The following is a 21,243-nucleotide window of genomic DNA, read 5'->3' as shown; positions in this document are numbered from 1 at the left end:
AGTTTTAGTAACTTTAAAAAAACTATATTTAAAAAACTATAAGGCCTGCGGATTTAATCACAGGCCTTAGTTCGTCAGCTTCTTTCAGACGCTATGGCGCCATGCGGAAACGGCTCCATGCACCACCATCTCGGCGTTCAAAGCGCAGCCGGTCGTGCAGGCGGCTAGGCTGGCCCTGCCAAAACTCGATCATTTCCGGAGTAACACGATAGCCCCCCCAGTGAATCGGGCGGGGGATGTCTTGACCATCGTAGGCTTGTTCAAAGCGCTTCTGACGCTCTTCGATCCAGTTACGGCCTGGAATTACGACACTTTGGGTCGCAATCCAGGCGCCTAATTGGCTGCCACGGGGGCGGCTGGCAAAGTACTCATCAGACTCATCTGCTGATACCTGCTCAACAGGGCCTTCAATGCGCACTTGACGGGAGAGCGAAGGCCACCAGAACGTCATGGCAGCGAAGGGAACATTGCTCAACTCGCTACCCTTATGGCTATGATAATTAGTGAAAAAAACCATGCCGCGCTCATCAAATCCCTTTAGCAGCACCACTCGGGCGTGTGGGCGGCCTTTGCTATCAACGGTGGCTAGCGTCATGGCGTTGCCATCTTTACCCTCTTTTTCTAACGCAAGGGTGAACCACTCATCGAATAACACGAATGGATCGTCGGGTGTTTGGGACTCTTCTAGCCTGCCGCCTTCATAATCACGCCTAATGTCGGCTATGTTACGTGTCATCGAATGCTTCTCCCTGTAGTTTCATCCATGTTCGCTGCTCTGCCTTTAAAGCTCAAGTGACCGACATCAATGGATGTTAAACGCGTTGACGCAAAGCTGTTATTTTAACCAATCTTCTGGCTAACGATGGCGGCTAACTGTCTCACATTCTATGAGTCAGGCTCAATTAATGCGAAGCTATCCCGTCATTCTAGGCTCACCCATTGAAAGCTCATCACTGCTAATAGAGGATAGGTCATGCGCGATAAGGTAGCGATTGAGGTATGGGATGTGTGGGTGCGCCTATTTCACTGGGGGTTAGTGGCGGCGGTGTTGATCTCCTTATATACCACCAAGACCAACGGTGCACCTTTTCTATTTCCGATTGAAGTACATGCCCAAGCGGGCTACTTGGTAATAGGTCTGCTCGTCTTTCGTTGGCTGTGGGGCGTGCTGGGCAGTGTTTATGCGAGATTCAAAACGTTTTTATATTCACCCGTTGAAACAGTTGCTTATTCCCAATCGCTGCTAAAACGCCAGTCCAGCGCTTATGCCAGCCACAATCCGCTAGGCGGATGGATGGTGCTACTGATGCTGCTTTCACTTAGTTTTCAAGCAGTGAGCGGCCTGTTTTTAAGTGACGATATCTTTTTTCAGGCGCCGCTTTATGGCGTATTTGGCAATGAGGTAGGCGGCCAGCTTAGAACCCTGCATCAGCTCAATAGCGATCTACTTATCATCCTAATCGGGCTGCATCTGGCTGGCTTGATCTTACATCGGCTGCTAGGTGAAACGCTGGTAACAGCGATGCTGGTAGGTACCAAGCGCTTTCGCCAGCAGCCTGTCGACAAGCGTAACGAACCGTTTAATGTTGCCACGCTGCGTATACGTGCCATTGGCAGCTTATTTATCGCTGCTGGCGTCGTCCTATGGCTGTGGTTCTAATCTATTTACTTACGCAGTTGTCGACTGCGAAAGCGCGCGTAGCCCATACAGCCAGCAAACAGCACCAGCGCAACCACCGCCTCTAGAATTCCGCGCAGACCTTGCCCAGGCAGAGTGATTAACATCACGCCTTGAGTGAAGTAAAGCAGACTGACAAAGGCGAGCCAGGCATGGCCGCGCGCACGTTGGCCGATAATTGAGGGTAAAAACAGCACCAGAGGGAGCACAAAAGCGACTACAGGGCGCCAATTAAATTCGTCATCTTGGAGTACAAAACCACGATAAACAACCAGTAGCAGCAGCAAGGCAAAGCTGGCGAGAACCACCTGGCGGCTTCTGAGGGTCAGTTTATCAAGCCCATGACGTGCTTCTACATCTTCCAACCACTGCCTCATAATGATGCCTCCTGGCGCATAGCGTGCAGTGCCAAGGCGAGTCGCGCCAAACGTTTTCCCTGGGCAACGCACAGCGCACGCTCGTGCTCATCGACCGAGCGGTCACTCCGCGTCCCAGCCAAGTGGCTTGTTCCATAGGGCGTGCCGCCTGTTTTAGTTTCCAACAAGGTGGTTTCGCTGTAAGGAACGCCGGCGTAGACCATGCCATGATGCAGCAGTGGCACCAGCATGGTGAGTAGGGTGCTCTCCTGCCCACCGTGCAGGCTTGAAGTAGACGTAAAAGCGCTGGCAGGTTTGTCGATCAAGGCACCGTTCATCCACAGACTGCTAGTGGAGTCGATAAAATATTTAAGCGGCGCCGCCATATTGCCAAACCGGGTGGGGCTGCCCAGCGCTAGCGCGCTGCAGTTGCGCAGGTCGTCCAGATCAGCGTAGACCGCGCCTTCGGCAGGAATTTCTGGGTCAACGGCTTCGCAAGTCGTCGATACCGGGGCTACCGTGCGCAAACGCGCCTGAATGCCGGGCACGCTTTCTACACCAGCCGCGATCTGCTGCGCCATCGTAGCGGTCGCGCCTGAGCGCGAGTAGTAGAGAACCAGAACGTACGGTGTCATCTCACTCATCACTATTCCTGAATGGGTTCATAAAAGCTGGCTGGGCAATAGGGCTTGGTAACAGAGCACAGCGAGCTGCCTATGGTACCAGAGCTATCGGCAAGTCCGCGTGCGGAAGCAACGCTTTTTGTCGCTCCGGCAGGCGCTGGTAGACCCAAGCGCGTGTACCATCTGCGAGTTCTATCGTCACCCGCTGGTAGCGAACGCCAAGCCGCTCGTAGCGATCAAGGCGAGCCAGCTGTTCGGCGTTCACATGTAATACTAAGCCTTTCACACGACTTCCAGGCTGGGGAGAAAGGTCAAGCCCGTTGCGCCGGTAGCCCTCAAGTACGGCTTCCTCTGGGGCACCAAAGCTACCCATAACAACCAAGCGGACAGGCGAATAACGTAACGTGCCGTAAACAAACACCTGATGGGCGCGCTGCTCGATAGCAGGAAGGTCGTCAGGGCGGTCATAAAACCAAGGGCTGAGCATGGTTAACCAGAGCCATCCGGCGAGGCTGAGCAACCCCACACCGCTTAGCATCAAAACGCGTTTTAACCACACCGTATTAATCAAACCAGGGCGCCTCACAATGAACGGTAAGAAAGTTAACAAGGGATATAAAAAACGAAAGCTTAGCTTGGCGTGTCAAATAGACGGTGACAAGTTTATGTCATCGACTTGTTGAATCTTCTTAAGCAAAGTACTTGGATTTGCTAGGATAGCCAGCAGACCTTAACGGAGGAGCCTGCAATGAATCAGCCACTTCGTGATCATACGGATTTTCGTGCGCTCGTAGGCGATGTTAAGCCACTGCCCCCGAGCAACCGTGCCGACCCAGGTGCTAACCGCAAAAGCCCCTCTGAATCGCAGTTGGCCCGGCGAGAATGGGCAGAAGAAGAGAGGGGCGCGCGCAATTTTCTATCCGACGATTTTGTCGATCTGCTGCCCCCCTTTGATCCCATGGAGTATCGCCGAGAAGGCATTCAACAAGGTGTGGTCGATAAATTAAAGCACGGTGGCTATAGCGTTCAGTCGCAGCTCCACTTGCTCAGGCGCCCATTAAGTGAGTGTCGCCGCATGCTGTTTGCGTTTATTCAAGAAGCCTACGCCCTCGATTTACGCTCCGTTATGATCGTACATGGCCGTGGGCGTGAGATTGATAGCCCCGCCAACGTACTGCGCTCGTACCTTGCCAAGTGGCTCAGTCAGTTTGAGGAAGTGCAGGCATACGTATCCGCCCAACCATCGGAAGGAGGGTTGGGGGCGACCTGGGTGATGCTACGCAAAAGTGACCGTGCTAAAGCCAATAACCGTGAGCGCCAGCAAAAGCGGCGGGGGTAGCGAAAAACAAGATGCCACAAAGCCTCTATAAAGTCCACTTTCAGGAACTTTAGCCATGTTTTTTCACGCTAAAGTTCCTTTTTTAGATCTTTAAACAATCATCTTCAATATCATTTATGTGCTATTATGAGTACATAACCACCTTTTTTGGACTTTATGTGCCTCTAAGGGGATATTATGAGCGTTCATGCTAAGGCGCCAGCAGCCATTGCCGAAGAATTAGGGGAGCGCTTAAAGCAGGCGCGCCTCAATCACGACATGACACAGTCAGAAGTAGCTGAGTCAGCGGGCGTCTCAAGAAAAGTAGTGCTCAACGCTGAGAAGGGTAGAGTTCAATTGGAGACATTGATCGCTATCATGATGGCTCTTAATTTAACGGCACAGTTAGATCACTTCATACCAAAACAAATTATTTCGCCTGTGCAGCTATCGAAGCTACAGGGTAAGCAGCGTCAACGCGCCTCTGGTCAGAGAAAAAACCAAGATGAGGAAGCGCTGGAATGGTAATGGAAGTTGTAAATGTTAACTATTTGGAACACTACGTAGGTGCGGTTAGCTTCGATACCGATACGGGCTTTGGTGCTTTCGAATACGATGCATCGTTTGTTAAAAATGGCGTAGAGCTTTCGCCTATTAAAATGCCCTTGGAAAATAAAATATATACCTTTCCTGAGCTGAGCTTTGAGACATTCAAAGGGCTACCAGGATTGATTGCCGACTCCTTACCCGATGATTTTGGTAATGCGGTACTGAATGCCTGGGTTGCAAGTAGAGGGGGGCAAGCCAGTGATATTACACCGTTACAACGGTTGCAATATACCGGAAAGCGAGGAATGGGAGCACTTGAGTACTCACCTGCCACCAAACTTCGCAGGCTAAATTCCGCCACCCAGGTCGAAATAGCATCGTTGGTTAGCATTGCTCAGGAAATACTCGATAATAGCATCGTTGGTTAGCATTGCTCAGGAAATACTCGATAGTCGGGCAGATTTTACCGTTGATCTAAACAGAGAGGGACAAGAAGATAGAGAAGCTATGATGGCCTTGCTATCTGTAGGTATGAGCGCAGGAGGGGCACGGCCCAAAGCAGTGCTAGCCTTCAATCAGGATCTTTCACAGGTACGTTCAGGGCAAGCCACCATCCCAGAAGGATTCTCTCACTATTTGATGAAATTCGATGGAGTCAGTGAGCACAATAAAGATCGTGAGACATTTGGCGACCCACTGGGCTACGGTGCGATGGAGTATGTTTATTATCTGCTAGCTCAAGCTTGCGGTATAGAAATGATGCCTTGCAAGCTGCTTGATGAAGGCAAACGACGCCACTTTTTAACCCAACGTTTTGATCGAGTAGGCAACCGTAAACTACATGTGCAAACACTCAATGGCATAGCCCATGTTGATTATAAAAAACCGGGCTCATTTTCGTACGCAGAGTTATTTGGCGTAGCCAGGCGGTTGCGGCTATCAGCAATAGAAGCTGAACAGCTATTTAAGCGCATGGTTTTCAACATAGTTGCTAGGAATCACGATGATCACGCGAAAAATTTTGCCTTTATTCTTAACGCAGGCAAATGGTCACTCGCTCCGGCTTACGACCTCGCTTATAGCTACAAACCGGGTAGTCCTTGGGTGAATCGCCATTGGATGAGTTTAAATGGTAAGCGCGAGCATTTTTCTCGTGACGACTTTTACTCGTTAGAAAAACTCAGCCCGCTGTTTACCCGCAAAACAATCAACGACATGATCGACGAAACCATCCAGCGCGTAGCGCAATGGCATAGATTAGCTAAAGAACACAATGTGCCAGTGGCATTGATAGACGAGATTGAAGCCAACCTTCGCCTCACGATTTAACAAACGTCCTAAAAAACGTTAGCAGATGCCATTAACAAATAACGTACTAAAATCATCAACCGGCAAAGATGCAATACCTTTGCCGGTTAATGATTAGCGCTTATTCACTGTCGGCTAAACGACGTTCAAACAGCGCCTGACGCTCTTCCACATCAGGCTGATAGCGAACGCTGATAAAGCTGAGCGCACGCAGGGCATCGTCTGGGTGCTGGTCATCACGCAGCGCCATCGCACTGAAACCACAACGGCGCATGTAATCCAACTGATCAACCAAGACGTCGCCTACGGCGCGCACTTCACCACGATAGTCATAACGCTCGCGCAGCAGGCGGGCGATGGAGTAACCCCGGCCATCAGTGAAGGCGGGGAAATCAATGGCGATCGCCGCCGCACTGCTAAGCTGCTTGGCTAAATCTGCCGTCAGTTCGGTATCGCTGGTGAGTAGCGGAGCCAGCTCAACATCATCGTGATTAGCTTGCCATAGTGGCAAAGGCACGAACGCCGGGCGTTGCTCGGGCAGGGCATCAGCGTCATAAGAAACGCACCAGGCGTTCTCTGCGGCAAGCTCACCGTTGGCTATCAAGTGATCAACATGAACCGGCATCTGTACAGTTGCTTCAACCTGCGTGTCGTTTGGCACAGATTTATCAGGCATAAACACGCTCCTTAAAGGGTTTTAGACCAATGCGGCGATAGGTATCCAAGAAGCGTTCGTCCTCATGGCGCTGCGATACATAGACATCCAACACTTTCTCGACCACGTTGGGGACATCTTCGCGGAAAAACGACGGGCCTAGAATCTTGCCTAGTGAGGCGTCGTCGGTGGAGTTACCACCGATTGAGATCTGGTAGTACTCTTCGCCTTTTTTATCCACGCCCAAGATGCCGATATGGCCCACGTGATGGTGGCCACAGGCATTCATGCAGCCGGAGATATTCAGATCCAGCGGGCCGAGGTCATACAGGAAGTCTAAGTCTTCAAACTTCTCCTGCAACGCCTGGGCGATGGGGATAGACACTGCATTGGCCAGACTGCAGTAGTCGCCGCCAGGGCAGCAGATAATGTCATTGAGCGTGCCCACGGTAGGGTTGGCCATCCCCAATGCCTCAAGCTCTTTCCACAGCGCTTCAAGCTCATCCACCGGTACGTCAGACAGCACCAGGTTCTGCTCGTGGGTGACCCGCACTTCACCAAAGCTGTAGCGGTCGGCTAAATCAGCCACGGCTTCCATTTGGTCGGCAGTAACGTCACCAGGCGCATGCTCGCGGCGTTTTAGCGACAGCGTCACGGCTTTATAGCCAGGCACCTTATGATCGGTCACATTGTTGGTCACAAAGCGAGCAAAGCTGCGATTTTCGGCCCGCAGGCGGTCAAATTCTTCGTTGGCGTTTGCTGCCACTGGGCGACGTTCAGGCTCGGGGAAGTGCACTTTGGCCGCATCGACCGCTGCTTGGTTAAGCGTCTGCGGGCCATCTTTCAGGTGCGCCCACTCTTCATCCACCCGGCGGCGGAACTCCTCAATGCCCAGGGCTTTGACCAAAATCTTAATTCGCGCCTTAAACTTGTTATCCCGGCGACCAAACTGGTTGTAAACCCGTACACAGGCCTCCAGGTAGGTCAACAGATGCTGCCAAGGCAGGTCTTCACGAACCACGTCCGCAATCATCGGCGTACGGCCCAGGCCACCACCTGCTAACACTTTAATACGCAGCTCGCCGTCGGCGTTGTGCCATAGGCGCAGACCAATATCGTGCACCTGAATGGCGGCACGGTCTTGGGCCGCACCGCTCACCGCGATTTTAAATTTACGCGGTAGGTAGGCAAATTCCGGGTGCAGGGTAGACCACTGGCGAATCAACTCGCACCAGGGGCGCGGATCTTCCACTTCATCGTTGGCGATACCGGCAAACTGGTCGCTGGTGGTGTTACGAATGCAGTTACCACTGGTTTGAATCGCGTGCATCTGTACCTTGGCTAGATCAGCCAGGATATCTGGCACATCTTCAAGCGCAGGCCAATTCAACTGCAAATTTTGCCGCGTAGTGAAGTGGCCGTAGCCGCGGTCATAGCGGCGGGTAATCTCAGCCAGGGCACGTAGCTGGTTGCCGGCCAGCATGCCGTAAGGAATCGCAATACGCAGCATGGGCGCATGGCGTTGAATATAGAGGCCGTTCTGCAACCGTAACGGACGGAACTCTTCTTCTCCCAAACGCCCGGCGCGGTAGCGCTCCATTTGGTCACGGAACTGAGCGACACGCTCATCAACCAGGGTTTGGTCGTGAATATCATAACGGTACATGGGGCACGATCCTGCTAAAAGCGAAATGGTCACGTTGAGACGGACGTTAATAGTGGGTCACCTTAACGCGCGCGTCATATTCTACAAAAGAATATATAATTATCTTTTTATCTCTAAAAGCTATTTAGAGCGCTGTTTTAACGCATAGCTGCAGTGCAATTCAAGCCCAGCCAACAAGTTAAAGGGCAGGAGCGAGCCATTGGCGCCGCTGCCACACCCACAAAAAGCCAGCCGAGTTAAGTAATCGGTAGAGTAGCTGCATTAACCATATGCCGAGTAAACCTTGGTCTAGCTCAACACCTACCCACCACGCTAAGGGCAGAAAAAGCAGCCACTGCATGCCTAGTGTAAGGGTCATTACCGTGCGCTGAGCACCCGCACCCATCAGCGCTTGAGCAAGTACTAACGCGGCCGCGTCGACAATAATCATGATGCCGGTTATCTGAAGTGGTAGCTTACCAAGGGCAATCAATTCCTGACTGCCAAAAAACACGCCTAATATGCTTTCGGGTATGAACAGCATCGGCAGTGCCAGAATAGTAAGCAGTAGCCAGGCAACGCTCAAGGCATCCAGCCCCCAGCGGTGGGCCTCCTTTTGCGCATCGCGGCCTATCGCTTCGCCTACTAGGCTCATGGCAGCCACACCTAATCCCACCCCTGGCAAAATCAGCAGTAGCGACAGGTTAATCAACACATGCCCAACCGCTACACTCGCTGTGCCTAGTTGGCTTAGTAGCCAAAATAGAACCGCATAGCCAGCGGCAAACCAGAGCTGCTGGATAGAGTGAGGTAGAGCAAGCGCCAGTGTTGCTTTCAGGGTGTCTCGACTTGGCAGACGGGTCAAAAAAGATGCGCCAGGCGCACCTTTCACACTGACCCAATACCAAACAATCAAGCCAACAAACAGTGACAGCGTAGTGCCTGCACCTGCACCACTGGCACCCATTGAAGGCAGCCCTGCCAAGCCGTAGATCAACCCAGCGCTGGCCACCACATTGAGCAAATGAACCGCCACGATAATGCGCAAATAGAGGTGTGTTTGCTGTCGACCGTTCCAGTAACCGCGAAAACAGAGCGTTAAGGCAATGGCGGTTAATGACACCACGCGCCAGCGAAAGTACTCCACGGCAACGCTTTGCACATCAGTCGTTTGGGTAATCAAGCCAATAAGTAGGGGCGCTTGCCACCAGGCCCAGAGGGAAAGCGGTAGAGCGACAGCTAGCCCAATCATAAGCCCCGAATGCAGCGGCTGAGCCAGGTTCGAATGGGTAGCGCCTTCATGTTGGGCGGTTTGTGACTGCACGCTAGAGGAGAGGCCAAAGACAATAGCGGTGAGCATAAACATGGCGTAACCGCCGACACCCACGCCCGCCAGCGCCACTTCCCCCAAATGGCCGACCAGTGCGGCATCGATCAAATTGAGCATGCTCTGTGAGAGCATGCCCAGCATGATGGGTAAGGCAAGGCGAATTACCTTGCCGTGACGGCGAGCGACAAACAGCATTAATCAGCTTGGGTCGTAGGAAAGCACTGGTGAGAGCCAGCGCTCCATTTCTTCAAGGGGCATCTGCTTACGCGCGGCGATGGCTTCGACCTGATCCCGGGTAATTTTGCCGGTCGAGAAGTATTTCGACTGTGGGTGGGCAAAGTACCAGCCGGAAACCGCCGCGGCGGGCCACATGGCAAAGTTTTCGGTCAACGCCAAACCGGTATTTTCGGTGGCATCAAGCAGCCGGAATAGCGTGGCTTTCTCGGTGTGATCCGGGCAGGCGGGGTAGCCAGGAGCAGGGCGGATACCCTGATATTTCTCGGCGATCAAGGCGTCGTTATCCAGGGTTTCTTCCGGCACATAGCCCCAGAACTCTTTGCGCACGCGTTCGTGCATGCGTTCGGCAAAGGCTTCCGCCAGGCGATCCGTCAACGCCTGCACCATAATCGCATTGTAATCGTCGCCTGCAGCCTCATAAGCTTTAGAGAGCTGATCGACGCCGTGGCCGGTGGTGACCGCAAAGCCGCCAATCCAATCGGCTTTGCCGCTCTCTTTGGGGGCAATAAAGTCGGCCAGGCTGTAGCAGATACCGTCGCGCCCTTTGGTGGTTTGTTGGCGGATATGGTGGAGGCGCTCGACGACTTCGCTGCGCGACTCATCGGCGTAGACCTCAATAACGTCGTCATCGACGCTATTGGCGGGCCATAGGCCAATAACACCGCGGGCCTGAACGCGTTTCTCATCGACCAGCTTGCGCAGCATTACCTTGGCATCTGCAAACAGGTTACGGGCTGCTTCACCGACGACGTTATCATCGAGAATTTTGGGATACTTGCCCGCTAACTGCCAGCTCATAAAGAACGGCGTCCAGTCGATGCGCTCGATCAATTCTTCGAGATCGTAGTCATCGAAAGTTCTTAGCCCAAGCATATTGGGCTCGGCGGGAGTGTGGGCGTTCCAATCGGTGCGGAAACGCCGTTTGCGCGCCTGGGTGTAGTCCAGATCCGCCGCTTTGGGGCGGCGCTTGGCGTTGCGCTCGCGAACCTTCTCGTACTCTTCGCGGATCTCGGCGATGTAGGGTGTTTTTAGAGCAGGCGTGAGCAACTTGCCCGCGACGCCCACAGCGCGGGAGGCATCGGTGACATAAATCACTGGATGCTCATACTGCGGCTCAATTTTCACCGCGGTATGCGCTTTCGAGGTGGTCGCACCGCCAATTAACAGCGGTAGATCCATACCGCGCCGCTGCATCTCTTTGGCGACGTGCACCATTTCATCCAACGACGGGGTGATTAGGCCGGAGAGACCAATAATATCGGCGTTGTGCTCTTTGGCCGCCTGGAGGATTTTGTCGGCGGGCACCATCACACCAAGGTCAATGACTTCGTAGTTATTACATTGCAAGACCACGCCGACGATGTTTTTACCGATATCGTGAACATCACCCTTTACCGTCGCCATCACAATCTTGCCCTTGGCTTTGGTCTCTTCGCTCTTCTCGGCTTCGATATAGGGAATCAAGTAAGCCACGGCTTGCTTCATCACCCGCGCGGACTTAACCACCTGGGGCAGAAACATCTTGCCGTCGCCAAACAAATCGCCGACCACGTTCATGCCGTCCATCAGCGGGCCTTCGATGACCTCAATCGGGCGTTCGGCTTCGGCGCGGGCCTGCTCGGTGTCATCCTCGATATAAACGGTGATGCCTTTTACCAGCGCGTGTTCAATACGCTTGTTCACCGGCCAGCTGCGCCACTCCAGGTCCTCTTTTTTGGGAGCGCCGCTACCGTCGCCTTTATACTTATCGGCAATATCCAGCAGCCGCTCGGTGCCGTCGCTGCGCCGGTTGAGCACCACGTCTTCTACAGCATCGCGCAGCTCTGCGGGCAGGTCGTCGTAAACGGCAAGCTGGCCTGCGTTGACGATACCCATGCTAAGACCGGCACGAATCGCATGATAGAGAAACGCCGAGTGAATCGCTTCGCGCACCGGGTTGTTGCCACGGAACGAGAACGAGACGTTAGACACACCACCGGAGATCATCGCGTGAGGCAGGTTTTCGCGAATCCACTGGGTCGCTTCGATAAAGTCGACCGCGTAGTTATTGTGCTCCTCAATACCCGTGGCAATAGCAAAGATATTGGGGTCGAAGATGATGTCTTCGGCGGGAAAGCCGATCTCATCCACCAGCAGGCGGTAGGCGCGCTGACAAATTTCGGTTTTGCGGGCGAAGGTATCCGCCTGGCCGTCTTCATCAAAGGCCATTACCACGATAGCAGCGCCAAAGCGGCGACACTTGGTGGCCTGTTCACGGAAGGCGGCTTCGCCTTCTTTCAGCGAAATGGAGTTCACCACCGCCTTGCCCTGGACGCACTTGAGGCCCGCTTCGATGATCTCCCACTTGGAGGAGTCGATCATAATCGGCACGCGGGCAATATCCGGCTCACCGGCGATCAAGTTTAGAAAGCGCTCCATGGCTTCCTTAGACTCGAGCATGCCTTCGTCCATATTGATATCGATGACCTGAGCGCCGCTCTCGACCTGCTCAAGGGCGACTTCTAACGCGGTGGTGAAGTCCTCTTCTACAATTAAGCGCTTAAAACGCGCCGAGCCGGTGACGTTGGTGCGTTCACCAACGTTGACGAACAACGAGTCGGCTTCAATATTGAACGGTTCTAGGCCGGATAGGCGACAGGCGCGGCTGCGCTCCGGAATAACCCGCGGCGCCATATCGCGAACAGAATCAGCAATAGCGCGAATATGTTCAGGCGTGGAGCCACAGCAGCCGCCGATGATATTGACTAAGCCGCTGGCGGCAAACTCGCTAACGATCTCCGACATCTCTTCCGGCGTTTGGTCATACTCGCCAAACTCGTTGGGAAGACCCGCATTGGGGTGGGCGGAGACAAAGGTGTCGGCTTTGGTAGAGAGCTCTTCCAGGTAAGGACGCAGCTCCTCGGCGCCAAGGGCACAGTTCAAACCCACTGAAAGCGGCTGAGCGTGGCGCACTGAGTTCCAAAACGCTTCCGTGGTTTGTCCGGAAAGCGTACGCCCCGAGGCATCGGTAATCGTACCGGAGATCATCACCGGCAGGCGCTCGCCGCGATCATCAAACAGCTCTTCCAAGGCATAGATCGCCGCTTTGGCGTTAAGCGTATCAAAGATCGTTTCGATCATGATCAGATCGGCACCGCCTGCAATCAGCGCTTCGGCGGCTTCGTAGTAGTTCTCACGCAGCTCATCAAAGGTAACATTACGCTTGGCGGGGTCATTTACATCCGGCGATAGCGACGCGGTTCGCGAGGTGGGGCCTAACACACCGGCGACGTAACGGGGTACGCCGGTTTCGGCGGCCACTGCATCACACACCTCGCGGGCTAAGCGCGCTGATTCGCGGTTGAGTTCAACCACCAGCGACTCCATGCCGTAATCAGACTGTGACAGCTGAGTGCTGTTAAAAGTGTTGGTCTCAATGATGTCCGCACCGGCTTCCAGGTAGTCTCGGTGAATCCGCGTGACCACATCGGGGCAGGTGAGTGCGAGCAGATCATTATTGCCTTTGAGATCTGAGGGCCAATCGCTGAACCGCTCGCCGCGAAAATCTTCCTCGCTCAACTGGGCGTTCTGCAGCATGGTACCCATGCCGCCGTCCAGAATCAGGATGCGTTCGGCAAGGCGTTGGGTGAGGGTTGCGATCAAAGCACTATCAGCCATGGCAGGGGGAGTTCTCCAGCGTCACAGTCGTCAAAAGGGATGTTGTTATCGTCGGAAAAGTAGCATCTGTCGTTTAGAGGCGCGCAATTATAGCAAATGAGAGTGCAAAAGGCGCCCCTGGGCAGCGCTATACGTTAGATAAGAAAAGACAATTAACCGATGCTGTTGAAAAGTGACACTTAAAATAGTCGACTAAAACAGTCGGGATTGTGTCAGCGCACGGTTTTGCTTACCATAGACGCAAATGACATGTGAAGTGGCGCCGCCACTACCACGGGAGGAAGACAGCCCTCATGACCACGACTAGCGAAAAAGAAACCAGTGTTGATACCCAAGGTATTGATATTACAGATAGTGCGCAAGAATACTTGGCAGAACTGCTGGAAAAGCAGAACGTTGAAGGTATTGCTGTGCGCATTTTTATTACCCAGCCCGGCACGCCCTACGCGGAAACCTGCTTGGCTTATTGCCGCCCAGGTGAAGAAGAGCCGACCGACGTGACGTTGGAACTCGAGAAAATCAATGTTTTTCTCGATAAAAACAGCTTAGCGTTTTTGGAAGAGGCGGTGGTGGATTTCAATGCCGACCGCATGGGTGGTCAACTGACCATCAAAGCACCTAACGCCAAGATGCCTAAGGTGAATGCCGACAGCCCGCTGGAAGACCGTATCAATTACGTGCTTTACAGCGAGATCAACCCCGGGCTGGCGGCCCACGGTGGTGAGATCAAGCTGGTTGAACTCACCGAGGAGCAGTACGCCATCTTAGCCTTCGGCGGCGGCTGCCAGGGTTGCGCCGCGGTCGATTTAACGCTGAAAGATGGCGTAGAGAAAACCCTGATGGAGCGCATTCCGGAGCTTGCCGGCATTCGCGACGTCACCGACCATACCGATACGACCAACGCCTACTATCGTTAAACTAACGGTATCGCGCCAAAAGCCCAGCCTTCAACAGCTGGGCTTTTTTATATCCTCTATCTTAAGTTCTCCGTTTTAAGCTCTCCATTTTAAGTTCTCCGTTTTAAAGTCAGTCTTTTAAGGGCGCAGCTTTGATCATTGTTCTGGTTCATTACCCTTGGCAGTTTGATTTGAAAGCGCATCGGGAAGTGCCGTTAGCTGTGTTTGCAGCGCCTCCATACGACTCCACAGCTTCTCTTGCCACGCTTGCTGTAGAGCGGCTTCCCGCTCGGCATGCTGCTGAGTCTGGCTTTTGAGCGACGCTTTGGACTCATCTAGCTGCAGGGTGAGCGTTTTTACCTGCTCTTCAAGCGATATGACTTGCTGCGCCCGCTCGCTAAGCCGCTGCTCGCGTTCGCTGGCATCCAGCTGCAACTGATGCAATGCCTGCTGCTTTGTCTTTAGGTCCTGAGCGAACGCCTCCATTCGCTGCTCAGACTGTTGCTGGCGTTTTTGGTAACTCTTCTCTTCCTGGGCGCGCGCCTGTTGAGCGCTATCCAGCATCGACATCAACCTGCCTTCCGCTGCCTCATGACGCTGCTCTTCTTGTGCCAGCCGCTGTTCCCATGCGGCTTGCTGCTCACTGAGGGCGTGGTTCTGCGCATTACGCTGCGCCTCTGCCTGACTTTCTAATTGCTTTTTTGCCTGTTTTAGCTGATTGACTTCACTGTGTGATGTCTCGGCAAGCGTGCGCCAGTGGTGCTCGCTGGTTTGACTCGCGGCTAACTCCCGGTTTAACGCTTCCATACGCTGCTCAAGGTGGCGTAAATGCTCGGCGAGGGCGCTTTCACGCTGTTCGGCGTTATCCGCTTGCCGCTTTGCGTCTTCAGCGAGCTGCTGGGCATCTGCCACTTGGCGGTTAGCATCCTCGCGATAGTGGAGCAGCATTTGGTTCGCCACTTCCTGGGCCTCGCGCCATAGCTCGCTGGCCATGGTCACCACGACTTCCGGCACTCCCTTGGAGGGTGGCACATCGCGATTTTGCTCTCGCTCGCTGCGCCACTGGCGAAAGTGGTCACTAATCGTGGTGAAGCTACCGGTGCCCAGTACATCGCGAATGCGCTGCACGCTGGGTGTGTCGCCGCGAGCCAGCAGGGCGTCTATCGCTTGTTGAACATCGCTGTACTGAATGCCGTTGCGGGCCATGAAACGATCCTTCCTTGAGAGCTTCTGTAACCACCATTGTCGAGATTTGTCGTGCAAAAGGCAATAATTACGTATTATGTAATACGTAATTTTATTTATGATAATAGACATAAATTCAAGATTACCCGTATTATCTTGAATTTATAAGGCTACAGAGGCACACTTCCGCTCATTGGGTATAAAAGGCCTTTAAAAGAGAGTAGCGACGGGCATGGCGAACGAAGTTATTACTACACCCACTAGCCAACTATTGACGCTAAATGAGACGACCAATGGCGGACGTATTAGTGCTCAAAACGATGCTCAGGCAGTATCCGCATGGCTAGAAGAGTACGTGGATAGCCCACAAACCTGGAAAGCGTACCGTCGAGAAGCGGAGCGACTGCTTCTATGGCTGGCTAGCCAAGGGCTTGCGTTGGCCGATATAAATCGCGAAACGTTGCGTCGCTTTGAAGCCTTTCTTGCTGATCCACAGCCTAGCGAGCAGTGGATTGGGCCCTCTAAGCCCCGAGCGCACCCGGCGTGGCGGCCATTTCGTGGTGTGTTATCGCCCGCCAGCCGGCGTCAAAGCCTGGTGATACTGCAAGGCCTGTTCGTGTGGCTGATAGAGGCGGGGTGGGTTAAACACAATCCGTTCCGTTTGATGCGCGATAAATCTCGCCGCCTGAATAATCAAACGCCGCGAATTGAGCGCTATCTTGAGGGCGATCTATGGGCATGGCTGTGGAAGTGGTTGAATAGGCCGTTACAGGCTGGGGAGGGCGAACGCGCTCATTTTGAACATGCCCGGCGGCGCTTTATCTTTGGCTTTGCCTATCTGCTTGCGCCACGTATTAGCGAGATGGCGGATGCGCGTATGGGCGATTTCCAGCGCAGCGAAGGGCGCTGGTGGTGGCATGTGGTGGGCAAGGGCAGCAAGATGGCACGCATTCCGCTGCCCGAGGATATGCTGAACTGCCTGCAGCAATGGCGCCAAGCACTGGGCCTGTCTGACGTTCCCAGCCAGCTGGATAAAGAGACACCGCTGCTTCGCGCCCTGGATGGCCAGCGTGGCCTGGGGCATAACCAGCTTTATCGGCTTATTCGGACTACATTTCAGCAGGCGGCGCAAGCACTTGAAGATAATGGCGGCGCACCTGAACATATTGCCGCACTTAACCAGGCCACACCGCACTGGTTACGGCACACATCAATCACCCATCAGGCTCAATCGGGCATTAGCTTGCGCCATCTGGCCGAAAGTGCCCGACACGCGCGCCTTGATACCACCTCTCGCTATCTGCATACCGAAGATAATGAGTGGCATCGCGAGCAGCAGCGCCACCGATTGACTGTTTCAGGACACAACCTCCCTCAAGACTCCTTCGAGCCGTTATAATGGCCCCAATGAGTATCCCTATGACTCAAAATATCAGTCGCCACCAATAGAGAAGGAAATAGCATGAGCACTTCCGGCGCCGAACAGGCCCAGCAAGAGCTGATCGAAGATTTCGAGATATTTGATAACTGGATGGATCGTTATCAGTACATTATCGATATGGGTAAGCAGCTGCCTGACTTTCCCGAAGATTGGAAGATCGAGGAGTTTAAAATTCAGGGCTGTCAGTCAAACGTGTGGATGCGCCATGAAGAGGAGGGCGATAAGCTGGTTTTTAAAGCAACCTCCGATGCAGCCATCGTATCCGGCCTGATTGCCGTATTGCTGCGTATTTATAGCGAACGCACAGCTGCTGAAATCCGTGCTACCGAACCGCACTTTATGACTGATTTAGGGTTAGACAAGCACTTGTCACCTACGCGTAGCAACGGCCTGCATGCCATGTTGGAGAAGATCTACGCGGTAGCGCAGCAGAAGAAGTAAAACCAGAAGTAGCAACACGGGCTAGCGAGGGTGATGATCACAACAAGAGGGTGACGACGCCTTTTCATCATCCTCGCGGCAAAGTTGCTCGCTGCGTCCACCGGGCACTGGATCCATACCCCCTGAGCTGCCCGGGTGGCACTTAATGATCCGTTTGACTGCCATCCAGCCGCCTTTTAATGGCCCATGCACCTGAATCGCCTCAATCGTGTAAGACGAACAGCTGGGCCAGAAACGGCAGCGAGGGCCCAGCAGCGGACTGAGCGTGTATTGATAGACCCTTACGCAGCCAATCATCACTTTCATTAATAGCCACCGCGGGCCTGAGCGCAGAGCTGATATGATTCGCGACTTGGCTGAGTGTGGCATAGCGAAAACTAGGCTTTTTTGCCGTACAGATTGTCAGGATCAATCAGCGGCGTACTGGTGATCGACGCCTGCTCTTTGTCCACGGCAATATAGAAACAGCTGCGCCGCCCAGTGTGACAGGCAGGCCCGGTTTGCTCGACGTGCAACAGTAGCGTATCGCCATCGCAATCTAGCGCCGCGGAGATAAGCTGCTGCTGCTGCCCCGACGTCTCTCCCTTGCGCCACAATGTTCCCCGCGAGCGTGAATAGTAGCAAACACGCTGAGTGGCTAAGGTCTCTTCAAGTGCCTCGCGGTTCATCCACGCCATCATCAACACTTCTTTGGAGTCGTGCTGCTGGGCAATAGCCGGAATCAAACCATCGGCATTAAAGCGCACAGCTGCCAGCAAGGTTGAAACAGCCGGCAGGCTATCTTCGGGAGTGGCACGCTCTAGTTGCTTAAACAACGCCTCCGGCGCTACTTGATCAAAACGGGACATAATTTACTCGCTGTCTCTACGAAAAATTAGCTGTTTGAGATTGACAGGTTCAGCCTTTGCTCGATCGACAATCTTGGCAGAGCCCTTGTAGCTCAATGGTTTGGCGTTCAACATTAAAGCCTTGTCGATTGGCCAGTGCTGCCAGTTGGTCGCTGATTTCGTCCAAATGCAGCTCTTCAACATAACCGCATTGACGGCAAATAAGCAGCTGAAAACCGTGGACATGTTCTGGGCATGCACAAGCCACATAAGAGTTTTGCGACTCAATCCGATGCACCAACCCTTGATCAATTAAGAACTCTAGCGCCCGGTATACAGTAGGGGGGCGGGCAGCCGCGTGCTCCGTAGAGAGCTTATCTAGAAGATCGTAGGCTTTTAGCCCACCGCCATTTTCAGCAATCATCTCAAGCACTCGGCGGCGAATAGGGGTGAAACGCACGCCGCGGATATGGCACTGAGACTCCGCTTGCTGTAGTAGTGTACTTGCTTGGGTCATGGGCAACTCGTTGAACGTTATTAGCCTACTCGGTAGTAGTCTACGCGCCGGTGGAAGTAGAGTCAGGGCTTTCTACCCGCTTAACTATCTACCAAGTTCACTTTGCCGCGCAAAATGGTGCTGGGCAAAAGCCACACGCAGTTTGGCTGGCACGCCATCAGGCTGACGCTCAATGAGATCCAGGCGGCGGCGCAAACCTTCGCCATTGGTCATTTGAATGGCCAAGCCAGGACGCGCGTTCAGCTCAAGTAGCATTGGGCCATGCTTACGATCCAGCACCATATCAGTACCCAGGTAGCCAAGCCCGGTCATTTCATAACAGCCCGCCGCCAAATTGAGTAGCGTTTCCCACTGGGGGACGACTAAACTTGCCAGATCATGGCCGGTATCCGGGTGGCTAAAGCAGGGCCGATCAAACTGAACCGCGCGTAGGGCAGCCCCGGTGGCTATATTTAGGCCTACGCCTACCGCACCTTGGTGCAGATTAGCTTTGCCGTCGGACGCCGCGGTGGAAAGGCGCATCATGGCCATAACGGGGTAACCTTTAAAAACGATTACCCTAATATCAGGAACCCCTTCATAGGTGTAATCCATCAGGCTTTCATCGAAATTAATCAGCGTTTCGATCACCGCCACGTCAGGCGAGCCGCCTAGGGAGTAGAGTCCAGACAAAATATTCGACACATGCCGCTCAACATCGGTAAGCGAGAGCTTGGCACCACTTGGCTTGATAAAGGCATTATCTTCGACTTTTTCAACCACCAAAATACCTTTACCGCCGCTCCCTTTGGCAGGCTTGATAACAAAACCTGCGTGGCCAGTGAGCATTTCACCAATATGCTTAACGCCAAACTGAGTGGTCACGGTACCAATCAGTTCGGGGCTAGTAATCCCATACTGCTGGGCCAGTAGTTTGGTTTTAAGCTTGTCATCGACCAGAGGGTAAAGGCGGCGCTTGTTGTATCGGCCAATATAGCGAATATTGCGCCGATTCATACCAATAATGCCTTTATCCCGCAAACGTGTGGGCCACGTCCAGTTGTTCAGCCAGCTCATGAGGGTTTCTCATCATCAGTGATTGGCTTGAAGCGGCGTAGCTCCAGTAAGCGGTAACCGGTGTAATTGCCCAGCAGCAAGATCAGCGCCATCAATATCAACTGCACTCCCAGGAAGTTGAACGTGATGTGACGCACCCAAGGGTTATTCATCGCCAGGTAAGCAAGAATAGCCGTAATTAAACTACCACCACCTTGGATTAACACCTGCTTAGGGCCTTCCTCTTCCCATAAAATCGACATCCGCTCGATCGTCCAAGCCAGGATAATCATCGGGAAGAAAGTAATCGTTAAGCCCGCACTGAGCCCCATGCGGTAGGCCAACACGGTGAAGATCGAGATAATCGCAATCACCGTAATGATCACCGCCGAGACCCTGGCCACCAGTAATAGATTTAAGTAAGAGAGGTAGTTACGAATAACCAGCCCCACGGCAACAATAAGCAGGAAGCCAATCAAACCTGTAGGCAGGGTGGTTTGTATGAAGGCGAGAGCGATCAACACCGGCATAAAGGTACCGGACGTTTTAATGCCCACCAATACACGTAAAAACACTACCATTAACGCGCCAATGGGAATCAGCAAGATAGTCTGGAAAAGCGCTTGCTCTTCCAGTGGCAGGCTGTGAATAGAGAAATTCAGCAGCGTGTCTTCAGAGTAGTGGTTGCGCACCGCCGCCGAGGCCGGCTGGTCGTGGGTCATCATTGAGAACGTAACCCGCGAATTTGTGCCGCCTTGAACCTCCAATACGGCTCTACCACCGGTTTCCCAAAGCAGTAAATTGTCCGGCTTACCTTGCTCGCCCGTTAGTGGGTGAAAAATAGTCCACTCTTCGCCTGGCTCGTCAAACACCTGAATCCAACTGCTGAGCGTTTGGCGACGACGACCATCTTCCAACAGCAGGCCGCTCACCTCACGGGCCTGAACGCCCGCCTGGTTAAGTAGCCGCACCACCAGTGCCGCCGGATTTTCTTGTGTGAGCAAAAGCCGCGCGTTTTCCTCCTGACGCTCACCATTAATGTCGCGAATTAGCTCGCGAGCGAAAGTGGCATTGTTGGCGCTGCGTGCCCAGGCCTGTTCAATCAGTTGGCTGGCCGCCGTGTCGTAGGGACTTTCCCAAGGCGTAGTAATGGATACGCCGGGGGGAGTCTGTATCGGTGAGCGAGCATCTTCCGATACTAACATTTGCACAGAGTAGTAGAGCGTTTGACTGCCCACCGCTTGACGAATTGTCCAGCTGGCAGTACGACCTAATTCATCCGCCTGATAAGCAAGCCCATAGCCTGACGATGCGGTGTTTTCAGTCAGTACACGATAGCCTGCCTGATGAGAGGGCAGTGCCAAGTCGACCTGTACAGGGCCATCTTGTGCATTGAAGTTAATGCCCGCCTCAATTTCCCACACCTGGCGTTGTTCGCCGGGCAGCCAGGGGATTTCAAACTGCACATGGCGATGCACGCTGGTCGCAATACCTGCGACCAGTAAAAAGCCGACAATAATATAAAACATTAACCGTGACATGGAG

General features: G+C 53.4%; 22 protein-coding genes. 8 read left to right on the top strand and 14 right to left on the bottom strand.

All coding sequences use genetic code 11. From position 1 onward, the window contains the following. Nucleotides 1-91 precede the first annotated feature (91 nt). Nucleotides 92-736 carry a pyridoxamine 5'-phosphate oxidase gene (pdxH, locus tag J7J49_RS13340; protein ID WP_215093211.1) on the bottom strand — a complete coding sequence of 215 codons (645 nt, stop codon included), beginning with the start codon at nucleotides 734-736 and terminating at the stop codon, nucleotides 92-94. A gap of 237 nt (nucleotides 737-973) precedes the next feature. On the opposite strand from pdxH, the gene J7J49_RS13335 reads away from it, so the two are divergent. After that, nucleotides 974-1,660, top strand: a complete 687-nt coding sequence (locus J7J49_RS13335) for a cytochrome b/b6 domain-containing protein (RefSeq protein ID WP_215093209.1) — start codon at nucleotides 974-976, stop codon at nucleotides 1,658-1,660. Nucleotides 1,661-1,665: 5 nt separating this feature from the next. Here the strand turns inward: J7J49_RS13335 and J7J49_RS13330 are convergent, their stop codons facing one another. The 3 genes from J7J49_RS13330 to J7J49_RS13320 form a co-directional block, all read right to left on the bottom strand. Continuing rightward, nucleotides 1,666-2,055: a DUF2069 domain-containing protein gene (locus tag J7J49_RS13330; RefSeq protein ID WP_215093207.1), complete on the bottom strand. Its 390-nt coding sequence runs from the start codon at nucleotides 2,053-2,055 to the stop codon at nucleotides 1,666-1,668. Continuing rightward, nucleotides 2,052-2,678 carry an NAD(P)H:quinone oxidoreductase gene (gene wrbA, locus J7J49_RS13325; RefSeq protein WP_064232772.1) on the bottom strand — a complete coding sequence of 209 codons (627 nt, stop codon included), beginning with the start codon at nucleotides 2,676-2,678 and terminating at the stop codon, nucleotides 2,052-2,054. Before wrbA ends, J7J49_RS13330 begins: the two co-directional genes overlap by 4 nt. Nucleotides 2,679-2,748: 70 nt before the next feature. After that, a complete protein-coding gene (locus tag J7J49_RS13320) occupies nucleotides 2,749-3,228 on the bottom strand; it encodes a gamma-glutamylcyclotransferase family protein (RefSeq protein ID WP_353048378.1) in 480 nt (159 codons plus the stop codon). Nucleotides 3,229-3,405: 177 nt separating this feature from the next. Between J7J49_RS13320 and smrA the strand changes: the two genes are divergently transcribed. The 4 genes from smrA to J7J49_RS22520 all read left to right on the top strand — a co-directional run bounded on the left by smrA (nucleotide 3,406) and on the right by J7J49_RS22520 (nucleotide 5,853). Beyond that, entirely contained in the window at nucleotides 3,406-3,996 is a 591-nt protein-coding gene (gene smrA, locus J7J49_RS13315) for a DNA endonuclease SmrA (protein WP_215093205.1), read from the top strand. Nucleotides 3,997-4,173: 177 nt separating this feature from the next. Next, nucleotides 4,174-4,503: a helix-turn-helix transcriptional regulator gene (locus J7J49_RS13310; RefSeq protein ID WP_215093203.1), complete on the top strand. Its 330-nt coding sequence runs from the start codon at nucleotides 4,174-4,176 to the stop codon at nucleotides 4,501-4,503. After that, nucleotides 4,497-4,952, top strand: coding sequence for a HipA N-terminal domain-containing protein (locus J7J49_RS22525; RefSeq protein ID WP_251048295.1), 456 nt, complete (start codon nucleotides 4,497-4,499; stop codon nucleotides 4,950-4,952). The genes J7J49_RS13310 and J7J49_RS22525 overlap by 7 nt, the downstream gene beginning before the upstream one ends. 79 nt (nucleotides 4,953-5,031) lie before the next feature. Beyond that, nucleotides 5,032-5,853 (top strand): type II toxin-antitoxin system HipA family toxin, encoded by an 822-nt coding sequence (locus J7J49_RS22520; RefSeq protein WP_251048294.1) that lies wholly within the window; start codon nucleotides 5,032-5,034, stop codon nucleotides 5,851-5,853. Nucleotides 5,854-5,953: 100 nt separating this feature from the next. Here J7J49_RS22520 and J7J49_RS13300 read toward each other — a convergent pair whose 3' ends face one another. From J7J49_RS13300 to metH, 4 genes are all read right to left on the bottom strand, one after another. Beyond that, nucleotides 5,954-6,508 carry a DUF934 domain-containing protein gene (locus J7J49_RS13300; protein ID WP_215093201.1) on the bottom strand — a complete coding sequence of 185 codons (555 nt, stop codon included), beginning with the start codon at nucleotides 6,506-6,508 and terminating at the stop codon, nucleotides 5,954-5,956. Further along, a complete protein-coding gene (locus tag J7J49_RS13295) occupies nucleotides 6,501-8,153 on the bottom strand; it encodes a nitrite/sulfite reductase (RefSeq protein ID WP_215093199.1) in 1,653 nt (550 codons plus the stop codon). Before J7J49_RS13295 ends, J7J49_RS13300 begins: the two co-directional genes overlap by 8 nt. Before the next feature lie 178 nt (nucleotides 8,154-8,331). Then, nucleotides 8,332-9,657 carry an MATE family efflux transporter gene (locus J7J49_RS13290; protein WP_215093197.1) on the bottom strand — a complete coding sequence of 442 codons (1,326 nt, stop codon included), beginning with the start codon at nucleotides 9,655-9,657 and terminating at the stop codon, nucleotides 8,332-8,334. A 3-nt stretch (nucleotides 9,658-9,660) separates the two neighbouring features. Continuing rightward, nucleotides 9,661-13,356 carry a methionine synthase gene (metH, locus tag J7J49_RS13285; protein ID WP_215093194.1) on the bottom strand — a complete coding sequence of 1,232 codons (3,696 nt, stop codon included), beginning with the start codon at nucleotides 13,354-13,356 and terminating at the stop codon, nucleotides 9,661-9,663. Between the two features lie 293 nt (nucleotides 13,357-13,649). Between metH and nfuA the strand changes: the two genes are divergently transcribed. Further along, complete coding sequence (nfuA, locus tag J7J49_RS13280) at nucleotides 13,650-14,273, top strand: Fe-S biogenesis protein NfuA (protein ID WP_064232785.1); 624 nt, start codon at nucleotides 13,650-13,652, stop codon at nucleotides 14,271-14,273. A 135-nt stretch (nucleotides 14,274-14,408) separates the two neighbouring features. Here nfuA and J7J49_RS13275 read toward each other — a convergent pair whose 3' ends face one another. Next, complete coding sequence (locus tag J7J49_RS13275) at nucleotides 14,409-15,458, bottom strand: DNA-binding protein (protein ID WP_215093192.1); 1,050 nt, start codon at nucleotides 15,456-15,458, stop codon at nucleotides 14,409-14,411. Between the two features lie 211 nt (nucleotides 15,459-15,669). On the opposite strand from J7J49_RS13275, the gene J7J49_RS13270 reads away from it, so the two are divergent. Continuing rightward, nucleotides 15,670-16,836, top strand: a complete 1,167-nt coding sequence (locus J7J49_RS13270; protein ID WP_215093190.1) for a tyrosine-type recombinase/integrase — start codon at nucleotides 15,670-15,672, stop codon at nucleotides 16,834-16,836. Nucleotides 16,837-16,899: 63 nt separating this feature from the next. Continuing rightward, complete coding sequence (locus J7J49_RS13265; protein WP_215093188.1) at nucleotides 16,900-17,319, top strand: SufE family protein; 420 nt, start codon at nucleotides 16,900-16,902, stop codon at nucleotides 17,317-17,319. Nucleotides 17,320-17,340: 21 nt separating this feature from the next. On the opposite strand, the gene yidD is transcribed toward J7J49_RS13265, so the two are convergent. From yidD to J7J49_RS13240, 5 genes are all read right to left on the bottom strand, one after another. Continuing rightward, nucleotides 17,341-17,625 (bottom strand): membrane protein insertion efficiency factor YidD, encoded by a 285-nt coding sequence (gene yidD / locus J7J49_RS13260; RefSeq protein WP_121499342.1) that lies wholly within the window; start codon nucleotides 17,623-17,625, stop codon nucleotides 17,341-17,343. A gap of 71 nt (nucleotides 17,626-17,696) precedes the next feature. Beyond that, a complete protein-coding gene (gene hisI, locus J7J49_RS13255; RefSeq protein WP_215093186.1) occupies nucleotides 17,697-18,167 on the bottom strand; it encodes a phosphoribosyl-AMP cyclohydrolase in 471 nt (156 codons plus the stop codon). Between the two features lie 49 nt (nucleotides 18,168-18,216). Beyond that, a complete protein-coding gene (locus tag J7J49_RS13250) occupies nucleotides 18,217-18,663 on the bottom strand; it encodes a transcriptional repressor (protein WP_215093184.1) in 447 nt (148 codons plus the stop codon). Nucleotides 18,664-18,747: 84 nt separating this feature from the next. Further along, a complete protein-coding gene (locus J7J49_RS13245; protein ID WP_215093182.1) occupies nucleotides 18,748-19,719 on the bottom strand; it encodes an alpha-L-glutamate ligase-like protein in 972 nt (323 codons plus the stop codon). Continuing rightward, entirely contained in the window at nucleotides 19,716-21,239 is a 1,524-nt protein-coding gene (locus tag J7J49_RS13240) for an inactive transglutaminase family protein (protein WP_064232800.1), read from the bottom strand. The genes J7J49_RS13245 and J7J49_RS13240 overlap by 4 nt, the downstream gene beginning before the upstream one ends. Nucleotides 21,240-21,243: the final 4 nt, after the last annotated feature.

The organism is Halomonas sp. ISL-56, assembly GCF_018612805.1.
In the GTDB taxonomy this organism is placed as follows: domain Bacteria; phylum Pseudomonadota; class Gammaproteobacteria; order Pseudomonadales; family Halomonadaceae; genus Vreelandella.
Note: the sequence above shows the minus strand (reverse complement) of the source record. Positions and strands in the feature narration are given on the sequence as shown.